Below are 17,614 nucleotides of genomic sequence, written 5' to 3'. Positions count from 1 at the left end.
ATTAAGACAACGGCTGGGAGACCTCATCCTCCCAAAAACACGGGGGCGATCATGCCCCCGTGTCGTCAAAAAGCTACCAGCCAAATATCCTGTCAGAACACTGAAGGTGCCTAAGTGAACTGCATTACGCCGAGGGGCGGGCCTTGGACCGGTTAAGGGAGCGCGGCGCGCCTGGTTGTCCGATCCACGTCCTGCTGGACGCGCTGGGGTCAGGCGGCGCTGCGCGTTTCCGAGATGACTTCAACGATGCCGTTGACGACGGACTCGACCAGCTGCGGGTCGTCGCCTTCGGCCATCACGCGGATCAGCGGTTCTGTCCCTGATGGCCGGATAACCAGCCGTCCGGTCTTGCCGAGGCGGTTACGGGCGTCTTCGATGGCGGCCTTGACCGGCGCCTCCTCGAGCGGCTTGCCGCCGGAAATATGGACGTTCTTCAGAAGCTGCGGCACCGGTTCGAACTTTTTCGACAGTTCGCTGACCGGCCGCCCCTGCCGCTTGATGCAGGCCAGCACCTGCAGCGCCGAGACCAGGCCGTCGCCGGTCGTCGAAAAGTCGGACAGCACGATATGACCTGACTGTTCGCCGCCGACATTCAAGCCATGCGCGCGCATATGCTCGACGACATAACGGTCGCCAACCTTGGTGCGGTGCAATTGCAGCTTCATGCCGCCGAGGAAGCGCTCGAGGCCGAGATTGGACATCACCGTCGAAACGACGCCGCCGCCCGCAAGCCGCCCGCTCTGGTGCCAGGATTCGGCGATCAGCGCCATGATCTGGTCGCCATCGACGATCGCGCCGTTTTCATCGACGATGACGACGCGATCGGCGTCGCCGTCGAGCGCGATGCCGATGTCGGCGCGCACTTCGTGCACCTTCTTTTGCAGGCCGGCCGGATGGGTCGAGCCGCATTCCTTGTTGATGTTGAAGCCGTTGGGCTCGACATTGATGGCGACGACTTCGGCGCCCAGTTCCCACAGCGCCTCGGGCGCCACCTTGTAGGCCGCGCCATTGGCGCAATCGACGACGATCCTCAAGCCCGCGAGCGACATCGAGCGCGGCAAGGTGCGCTTGGCGAATTCGATGTAGCGGTCATGCACGCCATCGACGCGCTTGGCGCGGCCAAGCCCGTCGGAATCGGCGAGCGCCAGTTCGATATCCTTGTCGAGCATGCTCTCGATGCGCTCCTCGATTTCGTCGGAGAGCTTGTAGCCGTCGGGTCCGAACAGCTTGATGCCGTTGTCGTAATAGGGGTTGTGCGAGGCCGAGATCATGACGCCGATATCGGCGCGCAGCGAACGCACCAGCATGGCGACAGCCGGAGTCGGGATCGGGCCGAGCAGGAACACGTCCATGCCGGCGGCACAAAGACCGGCGACCATGGCATTCTCGATCATATAGCCGGAAAGCCTGGTGTCCTTGCCGAGCACGACACGATGACGATGGCTGCCGCGTTGGAAGGAAAGGCCGGCGGCCATGCCGACCCGCATCGCGATTTCAGCCGTCATCGGAAACTTGTTGGCGCGTCCGCGAATGCCGTCCGTGCCGAAATAATTCCCTGCCATGCTAGTCAGCTTCCTCGACGTTTCTTCCCCGGCACGTCATGCCACAATTGGCCAGGGCGCTATGATCACATTGTGTGATTATACGTTACCAATCCTTAGAAAACCATTGTTGTGCACTGCACACATGTGGCCGCAACCTGACATGCCCAGACTGCCATGTTGCAATATACAAGTCATGCGAGCCTTTCAGCGCGGATGCACCAGCAAAATCTTGCTTTGGACCAGGCAACAAACAACGATTTCATCACCTTATCGGGAGAAACCGGTCTTCGGCGATATATACGCCACTTAGCATCTGGCGCAACCGCCCGTTGAGCGGTATTGATTTGCAGGGACGTATCATGGGCTGCTGCAACGGAGAAACGCTATGCTCATCCACCGACTTGCCACTTTGACCGGCCTCGCCGTCGCGACCTTGTTCCTGACCGCGCCAGCCAACGCACTGACGATGGCCGAGTGCAGCACGAAGTACAACGCCGCCAAGGATGCGGGGACACTCGCCGGCGCGACCTGGAACCAGTTCCGCAAGGCTCAGTGCGGCACCGACGCCGCCGCGACGACCGACGCCAAGCCGGCCGATACCAAGAAAGCAACTGACACCACGAAGGCTGCCGAGACGAAGCCGGCCAAGGCTGCCGCCGCGACGGACGACAGCACGGCCAAGGGCCTGACGGCGAAGGAATGCAGCACCAAATACCAGGCGGCGAAGGCCGCCGGCACGCTGAACGGCATGAAGTGGAACGACTTCCGCAAGTCCGAATGCGCCGCCGGTGCATCCGCCGCTGCCGCCGCCAAGCCGGCAGCCACCAAGGCAGCCGCGGCTCCCGCCGACGGCAAGGGCCTGAGCATGGCCGAATGCAGCACCAAGTATCAGGCTGCCAAGACGGCCAACACGCTGAAAGGCATGAAGTGGAACGACTTCCGCAAGGCCGAATGCGGTACCGGTGCCTCGGATGACGACACCGTGCCGGCCGCCGACGAGGCGAGCTACACCAAGGAGCCGGCAAAGCCGACCACGGCCGCACCCAAGGGCGTCACTTTCCCGTCCGCGATCTCGGCTAAATATTCCAGCGAGACCCCCGGTAAAGGCCGCATGCACACTTGCCTCGACCAGTATTATGCCTTGAAGGACGCCAATGCGCTTGGCGGCCTGAAGTGGATCCAGAAGGGCGGCGGCTTCTACAGCCTGTGCAATGCCAAGCTGAAGAGCTGATCGCTTAGCCATAGTCTCCAAACAAAGGCCCGCGCATCGCAAGATGCGCGGGCCTTTTTTGTTGCGCGAAGACGCATACTGCCTTGCTCGCAACTGCATGTCGCCGGGCTGCCGGGATCATCAATTCGCCTACTGCCCACCGCCAAGCTCATCGGTAGTCCGTAACGATTCTGGTTGAACATATAAAGAACAAACCGTATACAAAAAGACGTCAAACTTATTATCAACCAGGAGGGTCTTATGCACAGTTTGAAATTGGCGGTATTGGCTGCGACCGCATTTGTCGCTTGGAGCGTCGCCCCCGCAAGCGCACTGACGATGAAGGAATGCGGCGAGACCTATCGAACAGCCAAGGAAGGCGGCACTCTGAACGGCATGGACTGGACAGCTTTTCGCAAGGAGAAGTGCGCGACATCAGCAGCGGACAGTGTCAGCGAGGATACGGTCAAAACCAAGCCGCATACGAAAAAGGAAACCAGCGCGGCGGTCGCCCCCACTTTAGCGCCCGCGGGCGTGACATTCCCGACCACGCTGGCCGCCGAGTTCAAGACCGAAAAGCCCGCGAAGGCGCGCATGAAGACCTGTCTCCAGGGCTACCATGGCAACAAGGACGCGGGCACGTTGAACGGCCTTCGCTGGATCCAGAAGGGCGGCGGTTATTACAGCCTGTGCAATGCCAAGCTGAAGAGCTGAGCGACAAGACATCTGAAGAAGAGAAGGCCTGCGAACCGCAGGGTTCGCGGGCCTTCTTGTTGCCTTCGAGGGCACGCCAGCGGCGACGTTGCCAATCTCCCCCGCAAGGGGGAGATTGGCTATCACCTAGGCTTTCGCCAATCGTCATCGTCGCAGATGCGAGGTCGCGGACAACTCCTCCCCAACGCCAAAAACAAAAAACGCCGCGGAGCAAGCCGCGGCGTTCGATGAAATCAGTGGTCAAGCTCAGCTCGATGGCTGCGGTTCCATGCCGCCTTCGGGCTCCGGCCCCTTCTTGCGCCGGCCGCCGGACTTCGGCACGGCAGAGCCACGGCTCGGCGGCGTGTCGTCGCCAAGGTCGCGCGCTGGCTTGTGGCCGGCGATCAACTGCTTGATCTCCTCGCCGGACAGCGTCTCGTATTCCAGCAGGCCCTGCGCCAGCGCGATCCATTCCTTCTTCTTCTTGGTCAGGATGGACTTCGCCGATGAGTAGGCCTCGTCGATCAGGCGGCGCACTTCGGCGTCGATGATCTGCGCCGTCTCTTCCGACACGTTCTGCGTGCGCGCCACCGAGTGGCCAAGGAACACTTCTTCCTGGTTGTCGCCATAGGCGACATGGCCGAGCTTGTCGGAAAAGCCCCAGCGCGTGACCATGGCGCGGGCCAGCTTGGTTGCCTGCTCGATATCCGAAGAGGCACCCGAGGTGATGTTCTCCTTGCCGAACTTGAACTCCTCGGCGACGCGGCCGCCCATCATGATGGCGAGGCGTGAGACCATGTATTTGTAGCTCATCGAATAGCGGTCGCCTTCCGGCAACTGCATGACCATGCCGAGCGCGCGGCCGCGCGGGATGATGGTGGCCTTGTGCAGCGGATCGGCCGACGGCACGTTGAGCGCGAGAATGGCGTGGCCGGCCTCATGGTAGGCGGTCAGCTCCTTCTCGGCCTGGGTCATGGCCGACGAGCGACGCTCGGCGCCCATCATGATCTTGTCCTTGGCGTCCTCGAATTCGGCCATGGTGACGAGGCGCTTGTTGCGCCGTGCCGCCATCAGCGCGGATTCGTTGACGAGGTTCATCAGGTCGGCGCCGGAAAAGCCCGGCGTACCGCGCGCGATCACCTTGAGGTCGACATTGGGCGCCAGCGGCACGTTGCGCACATGCACCTTGAGGATCTTCTCGCGGCCGACGATGTCAGGGTTCGGAACCACGACCTGGCGGTCGAAGCGGCCTGGCCTGAGCAGGGCGGGGTCGAGCACGTCGGGCCGGTTGGTGGCGGCGATCAGGATGATGCTTTCGTTGGACTCGAAGCCGTCCATCTCGACCAGGAGCTGGTTCAGCGTCTGCTCGCGTTCGTCATTGCCGCCGCCGAGGCCGGCGCCGCGATGACGGCCGACAGCGTCGATTTCGTCGATGAAGATGATGCAGGGCGCGTTCTTCTTGGCCTGGTCGAACATGTCGCGGACGCGGCTTGCACCGACGCCGACGAACATCTCGACGAAGTCAGAACCGGAAATGGTGAAGAACGGCACATTGGCTTCGCCGGCAACCGAGCGGGCGAGCAGCGTCTTGCCGGTTCCCGGAGGGCCGACAAGCAGCACGCCGCGCGGAATCTTGCCGCCGAGCCGCTGGAATTTCTGCGGATCGCGCAGGAACTCGACGATCTCTTCCAGATCTTCCTTGGCTTCGTCGACGCCGGCAACGTCCTGGAAGGTGACGCGGCCATGCGCTTCGGTGAGCAGCTTGGCCTTCGACTTGCCGAAGCCCATGGCGCGACCGGAGCCGGACTGCATCTGGCGCATGAAGAATATCCAGACGCCGAGGATGAGGATCATCGGCAGCCACGAGATCAGATAGCCGAACAGCGAATTGGAACCGTCTGTTTCAGGCCGCGCATTGATGGTGACGTTCTTGTCCTGCAGCCGCGAGACCAGCGAAGGATCGCCGGGCGAATAGGTCTGGAAGCCGCTGGCATTGTCGGTGTAGGTGCCGCTGATACGGGCGCCCGCGATGGTCACCGTCTTGACCCGGCCCGCCGCGACATCCTGCAGGAACTGCGAATAAGGCACATCGCTGGAGGCCCCTCGCGTCTGCGGCGTCTGAAACAGATTGAACAGGGCTATGAGCAGGACCGCTATGATCGCCCAGAGCGCGAGGTTGCGATAGTTCGGATTCATCAATTGTCCCGTTGGCGTCCGCGGGGCGGACACGCGTCATGAGAGGAAACTTGCGCCTAACATAGGGAGAGCGTCCCCCCTTGCCAAGCAGAACAGCACGTCTGGGTTAAGCTTTCGCGCAACCATCAGCCGGCACTGTGGCCGCTGAAAGGCAAGGGCGGCACCGGGGCCGCGCCAATCAGCCCGGCCACGGCCCGCGCCGGCGCCAGGTCGAAGGACGGCAGGAAGCGGGCAAAGGGCGCAACGACCGGCCGCACTTCAACCGCCATTGGCGCCCGGCTATCCCCCGACAAATCAAGGCATTCACCGGCCTGCCACAACGCCGGCTCGGCGGCGAGCGCGGCGCGCATCAGGCTCGGCGGGGTTTTTCCATCGCCCTTCGCCAGCCGCTTCGCCGCTGCTGCGCCGAACGGGGCAATCAACAATGCGCTGCTGCTGTCGTTCAATGTGATGCGCCGGCGGCCATCCCAGACGGTGCCGTCCGTGATGGCAGCGGCGGAGGGCAGGCCGCGCGCCTCGCGGCGCAGGAAGATGCCGGAGCGCCGGGAATCCACAACCGTCCGCGACAATGTGGCGCAAAGAAATCCAGCCCTCAGCCGACCGAACAGAGTCTCGCTGCGGGCCTGATCCGGCAGGAAGGCAATTCCGCCGGCCATGGCCAGCAGGATACGCAACGCATAGACGGCCGCTCGCTCGTCACCTGTGTTCAGCAAAAGCGGATCAAGACGAATGAGCCCGCAGGACAGCCGGGTCGCGAAATCGCCGATCAAACTAGCGGCGGCGAGGCCGAGTTGACTGCGCGCGCGGCCCTCATGCGCGGCCAACGCCAGTGCATCGCCGATGCGCTGTGCACCGTTGCCGTCGGCAAGGGCTGCCCGCATGCGCGGCCGCTCGAAAGCCTCGTCGGCATTGGTCGGGTCGTCGGCCCAGCCGACATTCTCACGCCGCAGGACATCTCGCAGCGCCGCGCGCCGCAACCCGAGAAGCGGCCGCACGATCCACGCGCGAGAGTCATACAGGGTGGCCGGCGCCATGCCGGCAAGTCCCCGGCCTGCCATTTCGGCATGGCCTTGGCCCTCGTCCCGCGCCAATCCTTCTGCGCGCGCTTGCCGCATCAACACCGTCTCCGCCTGGTCATCGGCGGTATGGCCGGTGAGGATCATGCCGACGCCTTCGGCTTGTGCCGCTTCGGACAACAGCCGGTAGCGCGCCTCGCGAGCGGCGGCGGGCAGGCCGGTCGATGGCTTGAGGCCCGACCATGTCAGGATGCGGTGTGAAATTCCGAGTCTGGCGCACAGCTTCGCCACTGCTTGCGCTTCCGCAGCCGAACCGGACCGCAAACCGTGGTCGATCGTCACCGCCAGCAGCTTGGTTGCCGGCGCCGTACGGTCGAGATGGTGTCTGAGAAGAAGGAGCAGGGCGGTCGAGTCGCTGCCGCCGGACACGGCCGCAACAGCGCCGCTGGTAAAATCGATATGCGAAAAAGGGTTAGACGAAAGGTCCGGCTCGGTGTCGAGCATAATGCATGTCGCCCAAAAGTGATCCCGGTTTCAGGACAACGACATGTAGGACAAGGATCAGCAGGCAGCCAGAGCCTTCTCTTGCTTGACGCGTTCCTTGAGCGCACTGGAAATATCAGGGTAGCGCTTGCCGACCTCGCTGAAGGTGGCACAGGCAACATCATGCTGCTTGAGGCCGACCAGCGACACGCCGAGCTTCAGCAACATGTCGGGAGCTTTCTTGGCCTTGGGGTAGTCCTTGCTGGCGGCAAGGAAAGTCTCGGCCGCATCGCGGTATTTCTGCTGGCCGAGCAATGACTCGCCCAGCCAGTAATGCGCGTCCGCCGCCTTCGCATCCCTGGGGAAGCGGGCGATGTGGTCGCGAAAACCCTGCTCGGCGGTGCCGTAGTCGCCCGAGAGGATGAACTGGTATGAGTTGCGGTAAAGCTCCTCCGGGTTGTTGGTGGCGGGCAACGCCGCGACTACCGTGTCGGACTTGCCGGCCTTGGGCGCCGCCCCGGCGACTGGCGCGGTGTCCTGCGCCGGCGCGGTCGATTGTGTGTTGCCGCCGGCATCGATGACATTGCCATTCTTGTCGACGGTGATGGTGCCGAAATTCTTTTCCGGCGCTCCCGTACCGGGAATGACCTTGCCGGGGTCGCCATCGGGAGATTCGACGATGACGTCCTCGACCGTCTTGCCGCCTGCCGATTGGTCGTTGGCGGGCGCGGCGCCGGCATCGGCCGGCGCCCGTATTGCCGGGGCCGCCGCCACGTCGTTGTCGGGGCCGGTGGTGGCGTCCGATTTCTTCTGCGCCGGCGGCTGCCCGCCTTGCGTGCCGCCACCTTCCAGCTGCTGGAAGCGGAATTCATTATCTTCCTGCTGCTTGCGAATCTGCTCCTGCATCTGCAGGACCTGGAAATTGAGTTCCTCGATCTTGCCGTTCATCTGCCGCAGTTGCTCTTCCAGGCTGGTGACAGCGGCAGGATCGGACTGCACCAGCTGAACCTGGTCCGGTTTCTTCTTTTGACCAAAAAACCCCGGCAATTCGATACTGGGAAGATGGAAGGTAAAGCCGCTGTCGGTTGATTGCCCTGTGCCACTAGCCAAGGCGGTGACGCCTGATAGGAGCAGCAGCGCAAGCGTGCCGCTCAGAACCGATCTCAAATGCATGTGCCTCTCGCAGTGATTTCGTTAGCTTGTTCGCGCCTTCCAATCAGAATGGGACCAGCCAAGCGCCCTCGGCTCATAGCAGGAGCCGAGACTTCGGCCAAATTTTGTTTCGAGCATCCGGATATGAAAAAGGCGGCCCCAGGGCCGCCTTTCGCGCAGGTATGTTGCATTTTTACTGCTAGACGGCCGCGCGTTCTTTGACGCGCCGGTCGGCTGCGTGATGCCTCAGGAGCCAGCACCGCTGAGCGTGGTGACCGCGCGGCGATTCTGCGACCAGCAGGAGATGTCGTCGCAAACCGCGACCGGACGTTCCTTGCCGTAGGAAATGGTCTTGAGACGGCTGGCCGAGACGCCCTTGGCGACAAGGAAGTCACGGGTGGCGGCGGCGCGGCGGGCGCCGAGCGCCAGATTGTATTCGCGCGTTCCGCGTTCGTCGGCATGGCCTTCGACGACGATGGCATACTGCTTGTACTGATTCAGCCACTGCGCCTGGCGCGAGAGCGTCGTCTGCGCGTCGGCACGGATCGAGGTCGAGTCCGTATCGAAGAAGATGCGGTCGCCAATGTTGACGGTGAAGTCCTGCGCCGAGCCGGGCGTCGCCGCGCCGGCGCCGTTGAGGCCAAGATCGGCCGCGTTGTTCGGCGTCTTCTTCGAGGCGCAACCGGCGATGGCGAGCATCGCCACCAGCGCGATCATGACCGGGTTTCTGGTAAGTGCTGCGATACGGCCCATGCCGCCTCTCCTTCGTATTTCGAGTGATCTACTTTGAGTGATTTCGTTGATCACCCAGTAACCACGTTTGGGTTAACCGGCATTCAAGAAACACGGTTAAATTTTGGTTTAAGCTGCCCGTCCGCAGCCGTTTCGGCCTGAAGCCACAGTTCACGCGGACCCTAGGCGTAAATACGGCCAAAAGGCGGCCAAGGCATGGAAAAGGGGCCGAAACGGCCCCTTCTCAGCATGTGTGGCAATTCAGCCGAACCTATTCGAGCAGCGGCGACCAGGCCGGGTCCGAAGCGAAGTTCGCCGTTGGGATCGATTGCTCGTTGCGTCCGGTCAGATCGACCGAAACCAGTTTGGGGCCACCGGCGGAATCGCGGAAGAACATCAGCACGCGGCCGTTCGGCGCCCAGGTCGGTCCCTCCTGCTGGAAGCCGGAGGACAGGATGCGCTCTCCCGAGCCGTCGGTCTTCATGACGCCGATCTGGAATTCGCCGCCGGTCTGCTTGGTGAAGGCGATGAGGTCGCCGCGCGGCGACCATACCGGTGTCGAATAGACGCCGTCGCCAAAGGAGATGCGGGTCTGGCCGGAGCCGTCGGCGCCCATCGCGTAGATCTGTGCGCGGCCGCCACGGTCGGAGGTGAACACCACCTTGCTGCCGTCGGGCGAATAGGACGGCGAGGTGTCGATGGCGGTCGAATTGGTCAGCCGCGTCGTTGAACGGCTGCGCAGGTCCATGGCGAAGATGTTGGAATTGCCGTCGTCGCGCAGCAGGCTCATGATCACCTTCTGGCCATCGGGCGAAAAGCGCGGCGCAAAGGTCATGCCGGGGAAATTGCCGACCAGTTCGCGCTGGCCGGTCTCGATCTGCAGCAGGTACACCCGCGGCTGACCGCTTTCATAGGACATGTAGGTGATTTCCTGCCGGTTCGGCGAGAAACGCGGCGTCAGCACGATCGACCTGCCGTCCGAGAGATAGCGCACATTGGCGCCGTCCTGGTCCATGATGGCAAGGCGCTTCTTGCGCGCGTTCTTGGCGCCGGATTCGTCGATGAAGACGACGCGGGTGTCGAAATAGCCTTTTTCGCCGGTCAGCCGCTCATAGATGGCGTCGGCGATGATGTGGGCGACACGGCGCTGATTGGCGTCGTTGGCGAAGAACTGCTCGCCGGCCATCTGCTGGCCCGCAAAAGTATCCCACAACCGGTACTGGGCGCGGATGCGGCCGTCGGCTTCCTTGCTGACGCTGCCGGTGACCAGCGCCTGCGCGTTGATCACCTTCCAGTCGTCGAAGCGCGGTGCTGCATCGGGGTTGGTGATCTTCTCGATAAAGGCGCTTTTGTCGATCGGAGCGAACAGACCCGAACGCTTCAAATCGGCGGTGACGATCTGCGAAATCTGCGCCCCAAGCGCGTCGCCGCCCTGGAAATCCGTGATGGCGATCGGCAGCGGCTCGACATTGCCCTTGTTGACGTTGAGCTCGACGAGCGCCAGCGCCGGCAACGTGCCTGCCGCGGTCATGCCCATCACCATTGCTGCGACCATCAGGAGCGGCTTGAGGATTGATTTCATGTCTTCTCGCTTCTCGTACTGATTTTCGGATACCCAGGCCTTAGAGGCCGAGCATCTCCCTTGGATCGAAGGTGACGCGGACGTCTGCCCAGATGTCCTGCTTGCCGGCCGGAACCTGCAAGCCGGTGACATCGCATTTCTGCACTGCACGAACGGCACTTTCGTCGAACTGACGGTTTCCGCTCGACTTTTCGACCGCCGGGCGCCCGTCCAGCTTGCCGGAGGCATCCAGGTTGAACCGCACCACGACGACAAAGCTCTCGGATCCTTCAAGGCCTGCGGGAAGGGTCCAACAGCCGCCAAGCTGGCTTTCCAGGGCGCCCATTTCGGACCTGGACAGCTTCTGTCCCTGATCCTTGTCGCCGCCGAGCGAGGCCTGCTGGGTCGAGCGCTTGGCGCCGCCGCCGGATGGCTTCTGCTTGTCGAGCAGAGCGGAGATCTCGTCGGCGTTGAACTGCTTGTCGTCCGATTTTGGCTTGGAGGACGCTTCCTTGACCGGCTTGTCGGCATCCTTGCGGTCCGGCGCCTTGGCGCTTTCGGCCTGTGTCGGCTGCGGCTTCGGGCGTGCTTCCGGCGCGGGCGCGGAGTCCGGCAGTTGTGTCGCCTCGGCGGGCGGCTCCTGCGCTATGGCTTCGGCAACGGCGTCAGGCTTGACCTCCGGCGTCGGATCTATCGCGGCGGTCTTGTCCTGCGGCGGCGGGGTCGGCGCCGGCTTGGCCGGTGTCGGCTTGGGGTCGGCCTGCTTGACCGGCTCGGGCTTGACCTCTTCCTTGGGCGTCGGCGCTGGCGCCACTTCCGTTGCCGGGGTGGGCTTGGGCTTTTCCTGCGGCTTCGGCACGTCCTCGGGCTTCGGCTTTTCGATCGGCGTCGGCGCGGGCGGCGGAGCCGAGGTCATGTCGACCGGCTTCGGCTTTGCTTCCGGCGTTATCGGCTTGTCCGTGTCGACGCTGTTCTCGCCGACCTTCTGCGCATCCGGAACGATGTCCGGGCGCTGCGTCGGCACGGGTGCCGGCTTTTCATGCATCACGGCCTTCTTGTCGCCCTGCAACGTCTGCGCGATGGCTTCCATCGGCACGATATCGACCGCGACCGACTCGACGTCGGACGACGGAAGCGCGGCCGGCGCCGTCAGCGTGAACAGGCCGAAGGTCAGCGCCGCCGTATGCAAGATCACCGATGTGGTGAGGCCGGTCTTCATCGCGCGTCTATTGGTCCTGTTCCTGCAGTGAAACCAGCCCGATGTTCTTGTAGCCAGCGGCCGAAATGCGGGCCATCACCTTCATCGCCGTGCCATAGTCGGTGGACTTGTCGCCGCGGATGAAGATGCGCTCCTCATAGCCGGTCTTCGAGATCGCCTGCAGCTTGGCTACCAGCTCCTCGATCGGGATCTCGGTTTCCTGGAGATAGATCTGGCCGGCGGCGTTGATCGAGACGGTGATCGGCTGCGTGTCGGCATTCATCGCCTTCGCCTGCGTATCCGGCAGGTCGATCGGCACGCCGACCGTCAGCATTGGTGCGGCGACCATGAAGATGATCAGCAGCACCAGCATCACGTCGACCATCGGCGTGACGTTGATCTCGGACATCAGTGCATGGTGACGGCCGCGCCGCCTGTGGCCGCGTCCGCCGCGTCCTCCCATGCCCATGGACATACCCATCTGCTACTCCTCAGGCCTTGGGGGCCACTTTTTCATCGATTTGGCGCGAGAGTATGGCGGAGAACTCGTCGGAGAACCCTTCCATGCGCACGGCTATCTTGCTCGCGTCGGACGACAGCTTGTTGTAGGCGATGACGGCCGGAATGGCGGCGAGCAGGCCGATGGCCGTCGCCAGCAACGCTTCGGCAATGCCGGGCGCAACCACCGCGAGACTGGTGTTCTTGGAGCCGGCGATCGCCTGGAACGAGGTCATGATGCCGATGACGGTGCCGAACAGGCCGATAAAGGGTGCCGCCGAGCCGGTGGTGGCAAGGAAACCGAGGCGCCCTTCCAGCTTTTCCATCTCGCGGGTCAGCGCCAGGTCCATTGCCTTGTCGATGCGGGTCTGCAGGCCGAGCGGCGACTTGGCGCCCTTCTCGAAACTCTTCTTCCACTCGCGCATGGCGGCGACGAAAATGGCGCCCATGCCGGTGGTCTTGCGGTCGGCGAGCGTGCGGTAAAGCTCCTCCAGCGACTGCCCCGACCAGAACACCTGTTCGAACCGGTTGAGCGCCAGCCGCATGCGGGCATAGGAAACCAGCTTGTCGACGATGATCGCCCAGGTCCAGACCGAGGCGCAGAGCAGGCCGATCATGACCAGCTTGACCACCCAACTGGCCGAAACGAACAGCGACCAAACCGACAATTGCGCGCCCGGATCGGCGAGTGCGATATTTTCCATCGTTACGTCCTTAAGATTTTCCGGGCGAAGCTGGCGGCTGGCCCCTGGCATCCCTTGTGGTCGGTTCGCACGAAGCTACCGGAACAACCCCAAACTGTGCCGTTATCGGCCTTTTCGGGGCAAATATTGGTGAAAGGAAGGCGTTCGATAACGCCAATCTTCGCCAATCTCTTCATGAACCGTTATGGTTAAGGATGGGTTAGTATATAAGGCGCGGCGCATTGCCACGCCCCGCGGCAAGGCCATCAATTCAATGGCTGCGCCTAGGGTGTGCTGAGATTCAGGTCAGGCCGAGCCGAAAACGGTAGATTCCGAGAACCGGAGCGGAGCGTACTTTTCGTACGCGAGCACCGGAAGCGCAGGAAGCTGCTGTTTGCAGGCCGGCATCACCTGAATATCAGCGCACCCTCGGCATGAACGCCGCCACCCATTCCTTGGGAAAACGCCTTGGGCGGCCATTCTCGCCGATGATCGCCGCCTCGACCTTGGCCTTGACCAGCACCTCGTCGCTGCGCTTGAGCTGCTGCGCCATGAAGATGCGCGCGCCGGAAATCTCCTCGGTGCGGGTGTCGACCGTCAGGATGTCGTCAATGCGGGCGGGGCCGCGAAAGTCGATCTCCATGCGGCGCACCACCCAGACTATTCTTTCGCCATGCTTGCCGTCGGCAAGCTCGGTGTGGTGCACGCCGGTCAGCCGGAGATAGTCGGAGCGGCCGCGTTCGAAGAATTCGAGATAGCGCGCATGGTAGACGACGCCGGAGAAATCCGTGTCGGCATAATAGACCCGCGCCATCAGCCGGTGGCCGAACGCCGTCAGCGCACCGGAAAGCCCAGCCAGCAGCGTCGCCGATTCACCATGATCGCCCATTGCGCTTCCTTTTTCAGCCCCGACGAGGCACCTGTTTCCCGCGTGGCACAGCATCGGATGGCACTGTTGACGGAGATGATCAAGACCTTGATGGCGGCGCTGCTTGTGCTCGCGGCCTTGGCGTGGCCCAGCCAGGCGGCGAGCTTTTCGATGAAGCGCGGCCTCAATCTCGACCAATGGGTCACATGGCCCGGCGAAGACCAATGGGGCGACGCCAAGGCCATCCTGCCCTATCCGGAGTGGCGCAAATTCCTTGGGGAGAACGATCTCAAGGCACTGAAGGATGCCGGCCTCGATTTCCTGCGCATGCCGGTCGACCCTTCGCCTTTCCTGTCCGACCAGACCGTGGCCTTGCGTGACGACCTCTATGCCAGCGTGCTGGACTCCGTGCGCATGATCAACCGCGCCGGACTGAAAGTCGTCGTCGACATGCACCTGATCCCGGCCGGCGGCAGCCGCAAGATCGGCATGGCGCAAGTGATGGAAGACCCGCGGACCTTCGACGCCTATCTCGAGATGGTGCGCAAGATGGCCCGCACGCTGGCCGGCGAAGATCCCAGACAAGTGGCTCTCGAGCCGATGAACGAACCGATCGTCGACTGCGACAGCGACGGCACCAGCCTGTGGCCGGACCGCCAGCGCAAACTGTTCGCGGCAGCGCGATCCTCGGCCACCAAGCTAACCTTGATCCTGACTGGTGCCTGCTATTCCGCTGCGAACTCGCTGGAAAAGATCGACCCGAAAACAATACCGGACGACAACGTCATCTGGACCTTCCATTCCTACGATCCGTTCCTGCTCACCCATCAGGGCGCAACCTGGGCCGGCGACTTCATCCCCTATGTGACTGGCCTGCCCTATCCGCTGAGCGCGGTGCCCAAGGCACAGCTCGACGTGACGCTCGACACCATCCGCGCCAGGATCAAGGCCGAGGCGCCATGGACGCGGCAGAGCGGCCTGCTTGCCTATCTCGACGAACAGGTCGCCAGCATGGACAGCCCCGACAAACTGCTCGGCTTGATGGATGCGCCGTTCAAAAAGGTCGAGGCATGGGCGAAGGCCAACCGCGTCAAGCCGGAAGACATCACGCTGGGCGAGTTCGGCATGATCCGCCAGGAATACGGCAATGCCTATGTGATGCCGGCCGAGTTCCGGGCCGCCTATGTCAAGGACATGATCGCGCGCGCCGAAGCGCATGGCTTCTCATGGTCGGTGTGGAGCTATGGCGGCGCCTTCGGCATCGTCGACGCCTTCAACGGCGACAAGGCCGAGCCGGATGTAATGGACGTGATCCGTGGGCTGCGTTGATCGCTCACGGACGGCGCGCCGGAAAATTACTCTTCCTGGAACAGGTTGATCTGCTGCTGCGCCAGATCCTTCGGCGCGTCGAGGCCGAGATGGCGCCAGGCATTGGCCGTCAGCATGCGGCCGCGCGGCGTGCGCTGGATGAAGCCCTGCTGGATCAGATAAGGCTCGATGATGTCTTCGATGGCGTCGCGCGGCTCTGACAGGCCGGCGGCGATCGTCTCGATGCCGACCGGCCCGCCGCCGAAATTGCGCGCGATCATGCTGAGGTACCGCCGGTCGAGCGCGTCGAGGCCGAGCGCATCGACCTCCAGCCGAGTGAGCGCCTCGTCGGCGATCTTGCGGTCGACATGGCCGTCGCCGGCCACCGAGGCGAAATCGCGCACACGGCGCAAGAGCCGGCCGGCGATGCGTGGCGTGCCGCGCGCACGCCGCGCGATCTCCAGCGCACCGTCGTCGCCAAGCGGCATTTGCAGGATGCGCGCGCCGCGCCGCACGATCTGCTCCAGCTCCTCGACCGTGTAGAAATTGAGCCGCACCGGAATGCCGAAACGGTCGCGCAGCGGATTGGTGAGCAGGCCGAGCCGCGTGGTGGCGGCGACGAGCGTGAAGCGGGCAAGGTCGATCTTGACCGAACGCGCCGCCGGTCCTTCGCCGATGATCAGGTCGAGCTGGAAATCCTCCATCGCCGGATAGAGGATCTCCTCCACCGCCGGGCTCAGCCGATGGATCTCGTCGATGAACAGCACGTCGCCTTCCTCGAGATTGGTCAGCAGCGCGGCAAGATCGCCGGCCTTGGCGATGACCGGGCCGGAGGTCGAGCGGAAATTGACGCCGAGCTCACGCGCCATGATCTGCGCCAGCGTCGTCTTGCCCAGACCGGGTGGCCCGACGAACAGTACGTGGTCGAGTGCCTCGTTGCGGCCTTTGGCGGCCTCGATGAACACTTTGAGATTGGCCCGCACCGCCGCCTGGCCGACAAAATCGTCGAGCGTCTGCGGCCGCAAGGTCTGCTCGGCATCCTCGCCGCGTTTTTCCGGCGCAATCAGGCGGGGCGACAGGCTCATGCGAGCAGTTCCATACTGGCAATGGACTTGGCGGCCCGCTGATCGAACGTGACTGTATGCGAGCAACCCAGATTTCGATTGTGCTCGGCGATCAGCGCATCGGCAAAATCTACCTGCGGCAAATTTGATCTTTCGAGCGCAATCACGATGGCATCGAAATCTTCGAACAACAGTGTCTTGACCTTCAACAGTCTCTGGATTGCCGCCTGCATCTGCTCTTTCGGTAGTCTGTAGCGCGAAATCAACGACCAGCTGAATTCCACCAGCACGATCAAGCTGACGAAGCCGGGAGCATCGTCGCTGAGGCCTTCGCCGAATGCGAGGGCTTTCGCCCGTTGCTCTGCATCGTCGTTCAGCACCATTCGAAGCAGAACGTTCGTATCAATGCCGATCGACGTCACTCGTCGCCCTCTCGTCCGCCTTGCGATCCGTCTCCGACAACATGCCTACCAACTGCATCCCGCACCGCGAGGTCGATTTCCTCCAGTGACGCCGGACCGCCGGGCGGATCGCCCAGAAATCCGGCGAGGTCCGCAAAGTCGAGATTGCGCGGCGTTCCAATCAGGTAGCCATCCATGACCGTCCAGGCGATCATGTCACCCGTTTTGAGTGACAGCGCATCCCGGACATCTTTTGGAATTGTAAGCTGACCCTTCGAGGTCAGACTGGCGTAAGCACCCATTTTCTTACTTTCTAAGAAATTTCCTACCAATCATATGATAGTTGGAATTTTCTTTTCCAACAACCATATCACCGCGCCAGTTCCTTCAGCCCGAAACGGATCAGCTTCGGTGCATCCGCATCCTCGCCCGCCGTCTTCAGCGCCGCCGCCACCGCATTGGCGGCGGTGTCGCGCGAATAGCCGAGATTGACCAGTGCCGAGACCGCGTCGGTGATCGGCGCGGATGCCACGCCGTCGCCGAGTTCCTGCTTCAGGCCGATGGTGCCCGAGGCGGTGCCGGCATAGGCCGGCGCCTTGTTCTTCAATTCGGTGACGATGCGCTCGGCCACTTTCTTGCCGACGCCGGGCGCGCGCGAAACCATGGCGATGTCGCGCAGCGCAATGGCGTTGGCGAGATCCGCCGGCGCCAGCGTCGACAGGATGGCCAGCGCCACCTTGGCGCCGACGCCCGGCACATTGTTCATCAGCAACCGGAACCACTCGCGCTCGAGCTGCGACTGGAAGCCGTAGAGGCGCAGCATGTCCTCGCGCACATAGGTCTCGATGAACAGCACCACCGCTTCGCCGGGCGAAGGCAGCGCGGCCAGCGTGCGCGCCGAGCAATAGGCGACATAGCCGACGCCATGGATATCGACGAGACAATGGTCCTCGTCGACCTCGTCGAGCGTACCCTTGAGCTTGCCGATCATGCCAGACCTTTCATGG

Annotated in this window: 17 protein-coding genes; 3 read left to right on the top strand and 14 right to left on the bottom strand. The window is 63.0% G+C overall.

All coding sequences use genetic code 11. The features are described 5' to 3' along the window. Positions 1–209 precede the first annotated feature (209 nt). Positions 210–1,562, bottom strand: coding sequence for a phosphoglucosamine mutase (gene glmM, locus EOA19_RS27145; RefSeq protein ID WP_023811863.1), 1,353 nt, complete (start codon positions 1,560–1,562; stop codon positions 210–212). 367 nt (positions 1,563–1,929) lie between these two features. Here glmM and EOA19_RS27140 point away from each other — a divergent pair, with 367 nt between their 5' ends. Further along, entirely contained in the window at positions 1,930–2,775 is an 846-nt protein-coding gene (locus EOA19_RS27140) for a hypothetical protein (protein ID WP_128305350.1), read from the top strand. Between the two features lie 240 nt (positions 2,776–3,015). Next, positions 3,016–3,468: a hypothetical protein gene (locus tag EOA19_RS27135; RefSeq protein WP_128305349.1), complete on the top strand. Its 453-nt coding sequence runs from the start codon at positions 3,016–3,018 to the stop codon at positions 3,466–3,468. A 246-nt stretch (positions 3,469–3,714) separates the two neighbouring features. On the opposite strand, the gene ftsH is transcribed toward EOA19_RS27135, so the two are convergent. The 9 genes from ftsH to ybgC form a co-directional block, all read right to left on the bottom strand. After that, positions 3,715–5,643: an ATP-dependent zinc metalloprotease FtsH gene (gene ftsH / locus EOA19_RS27130; protein WP_027037183.1), complete on the bottom strand. Its 1,929-nt coding sequence runs from the start codon at positions 5,641–5,643 to the stop codon at positions 3,715–3,717. 125 nt (positions 5,644–5,768) lie between these two features. Beyond that, positions 5,769–7,163, bottom strand: a complete 1,395-nt coding sequence (tilS, locus tag EOA19_RS27125) for a tRNA lysidine(34) synthetase TilS (RefSeq protein WP_128305348.1) — start codon at positions 7,161–7,163, stop codon at positions 5,769–5,771. 57 nt (positions 7,164–7,220) lie between these two features. Then, entirely contained in the window at positions 7,221–8,315 is a 1,095-nt protein-coding gene (ybgF, locus tag EOA19_RS27120; protein ID WP_128305347.1) for a tol-pal system protein YbgF, read from the bottom strand. A gap of 225 nt (positions 8,316–8,540) precedes the next feature. Next, positions 8,541–9,047, bottom strand: coding sequence for a peptidoglycan-associated lipoprotein Pal (gene pal / locus EOA19_RS27115; RefSeq protein ID WP_013529149.1), 507 nt, complete (start codon positions 9,045–9,047; stop codon positions 8,541–8,543). A gap of 250 nt (positions 9,048–9,297) precedes the next feature. Then, the gene (tolB, locus tag EOA19_RS27110; protein WP_128305346.1) at positions 9,298–10,608 is read right to left on the bottom strand and encodes a Tol-Pal system beta propeller repeat protein TolB; all 1,311 of its coding nucleotides are present in this window, start codon (positions 10,606–10,608) and stop codon (positions 9,298–9,300) included. 40 nt (positions 10,609–10,648) lie between these two features. Beyond that, complete coding sequence (locus EOA19_RS27105; RefSeq protein ID WP_128305345.1) at positions 10,649–11,806, bottom strand: TonB family protein; 1,158 nt, start codon at positions 11,804–11,806, stop codon at positions 10,649–10,651. A 7-nt stretch (positions 11,807–11,813) separates the two neighbouring features. Next, positions 11,814–12,266, bottom strand: coding sequence for a protein TolR (gene tolR / locus EOA19_RS27100; RefSeq protein WP_023811855.1), 453 nt, complete (start codon positions 12,264–12,266; stop codon positions 11,814–11,816). A 10-nt stretch (positions 12,267–12,276) separates the two neighbouring features. Then, positions 12,277–12,987, bottom strand: a complete 711-nt coding sequence (gene tolQ / locus EOA19_RS27095) for a protein TolQ (protein ID WP_013529145.1) — start codon at positions 12,985–12,987, stop codon at positions 12,277–12,279. A gap of 397 nt (positions 12,988–13,384) precedes the next feature. Further along, entirely contained in the window at positions 13,385–13,855 is a 471-nt protein-coding gene (ybgC, locus tag EOA19_RS27090) for a tol-pal system-associated acyl-CoA thioesterase (RefSeq protein WP_128305344.1), read from the bottom strand. Positions 13,856–13,912: 57 nt separating this feature from the next. Between ybgC and EOA19_RS27085 the strand changes: the two genes are divergently transcribed. Continuing rightward, positions 13,913–15,163 carry a cellulase family glycosylhydrolase gene (locus EOA19_RS27085; RefSeq protein WP_128305343.1) on the top strand — a complete coding sequence of 417 codons (1,251 nt, stop codon included), beginning with the start codon at positions 13,913–13,915 and terminating at the stop codon, positions 15,161–15,163. A 26-nt stretch (positions 15,164–15,189) separates the two neighbouring features. On the opposite strand, the gene ruvB is transcribed toward EOA19_RS27085, so the two are convergent. The 4 genes from ruvB to ruvA all read right to left on the bottom strand — a co-directional run bounded on the left by ruvB (position 15,190) and on the right by ruvA (position 17,598). Then, entirely contained in the window at positions 15,190–16,227 is a 1,038-nt protein-coding gene (ruvB, locus tag EOA19_RS27080) for a Holliday junction branch migration DNA helicase RuvB (RefSeq protein ID WP_023811851.1), read from the bottom strand. Next, entirely contained in the window at positions 16,224–16,628 is a 405-nt protein-coding gene (locus EOA19_RS27075) for a type II toxin-antitoxin system VapC family toxin (protein WP_127296186.1), read from the bottom strand. The genes ruvB and EOA19_RS27075 overlap by 4 nt, the downstream gene beginning before the upstream one ends. After that, complete coding sequence (locus tag EOA19_RS27070) at positions 16,625–16,909, bottom strand: AbrB/MazE/SpoVT family DNA-binding domain-containing protein (protein ID WP_023811849.1); 285 nt, start codon at positions 16,907–16,909, stop codon at positions 16,625–16,627. Before EOA19_RS27070 ends, EOA19_RS27075 begins: the two co-directional genes overlap by 4 nt. A 68-nt stretch (positions 16,910–16,977) precedes the next feature. Beyond that, entirely contained in the window at positions 16,978–17,598 is a 621-nt protein-coding gene (ruvA, locus tag EOA19_RS27065; protein ID WP_027037190.1) for a Holliday junction branch migration protein RuvA, read from the bottom strand. Positions 17,599–17,614: the final 16 nt, after the last annotated feature.

This window comes from Mesorhizobium sp. M7A.F.Ca.US.010.02.1.1, from assembly GCF_004023085.1.
Lineage (GTDB): Bacteria > Pseudomonadota > Alphaproteobacteria > Rhizobiales > Rhizobiaceae > Mesorhizobium.
This window is presented reverse-complemented; position numbering and strand designations above follow the sequence as displayed.